Origin of the sequence: Brachyspira innocens ATCC 29796 (assembly GCF_000384655.1) — a bacterium.
In the GTDB taxonomy this organism is placed as follows: Bacteria; Spirochaetota; Brachyspiria; order Brachyspirales; family Brachyspiraceae; genus Brachyspira; species Brachyspira innocens.
The window spans coordinates 1-1,219 of the sequence record NZ_ARQI01000005.1 but is presented as its reverse complement, the minus strand read 5'-3'; the positions used below and the strand labels follow the sequence as shown (position 1 = coordinate 1,219).

Sequence of the window (1,219 nt, the reverse complement as noted above, 5' to 3'; positions counted from 1 at the left end):
CTTTTAACAAAATTATTATATTTTTTCTGCACTTCTTCCATTATAGGTTTTTCTTTTACTATTTCAGACATAGATGCCTCCAAATTTTTACTTGTAAAGATTTTAAGCCAATAATTTAAATCTTTAGATAATACATTTTTCTTAAATTTTTTTAACTCTATTATATGTATCTGCAAATGATCAGTTAATAACTTTTTATTATTCATCTCATAAAGCATATAACAAGAATGTATATTTTTTGTTTTATCTAAATTAAAATTAAGAAGATTAATACTTATTACAGGAGTTAATTCATCGTATCTTTCACCATGTTTTAATAATTTACTATAATTGGCTGCCCAGTAATAAAGTATGCGTTCTGGAAATCTAGAATTACCTTGTAATTGTATCTCTATTATAACCACTGAACCATTTTGAGTGATGCATTTAACATCAACTATAGTCTCTTTTAGATTTCTATTCTTTTTTAAATTAAAAGGAGTTAGTATTTCTACAGAACGAAAGGTCTTCATATTAGCATTAAGCATTATAGAATTAATAAAGTCCAAAAGTATAGATTCGCTGCTTCCTTTATCAGTAAATAAGTATCTTATAAAATAATCATTTAATGGATTAAAATATTTTATTTGTTTAATATTTAATTTCTTTTTCATATATATATTATACCCAAAATTATTAACTTTGTCAAAAATAAACGTTTAATCAAATTCAGCCCTAGAAAATAAATCTCTTATAAGCTTATCATTTTCGCATGCATCTTTAAATAATAAAGCAAATTTCTTTAATGCTTCAATATTACTGCTGTAAGCACAAAACATACTTGCCTCAGAATCGAAATCAATAATACCTTTCAACTCTGGGACTTTTTCTTCTAAAAATACTATAGCCAAAGACTGCCAATCATACCCTCCTCCTTCAAAGCCTTCATCTTCTCTTTCTTCAAATATTTCTGCTTTATATTCTCCAACATTTAAGCAGAGAGAAGCACTATTTTCATGTTCTACAAAAAAGAATGGTTCTATTTGTTTTTCAAAATCATTTTTCATTTTTATTTCCTATCAATTAAATTTTTTTATATTAATACTTTACTGCAATAATTAAAATTTATAATATTTTAATATAGTAAAATCATAAATAATAAAAATTTTACTACTAAATTTAAACTTTAAACGAGTTTAGAGTTTAGAGTTTAGAGTTTAGAGTTTAGAGTTTAGAGTTT

2 protein-coding genes are annotated in these 1,219 nt (G+C 24.0%); both read right to left on the bottom strand.

The annotated features are described in order from the left end of the window. On the bottom strand, positions 1-653 hold a 653-nt coding region (locus tag F811_RS0100035), incomplete at its 3' end, for an Rpn family recombination-promoting nuclease/putative transposase (RefSeq protein ID WP_020003286.1). Positions 654-698: 45 nt separating this feature from the next. Beyond that, entirely contained in the window at positions 699-1,046 is a 348-nt protein-coding gene (locus tag F811_RS0100030; protein WP_020003285.1) for an immunity 51 family protein, read from the bottom strand. Between the last annotated feature and the right edge of the window lie 173 nt (positions 1,047-1,219).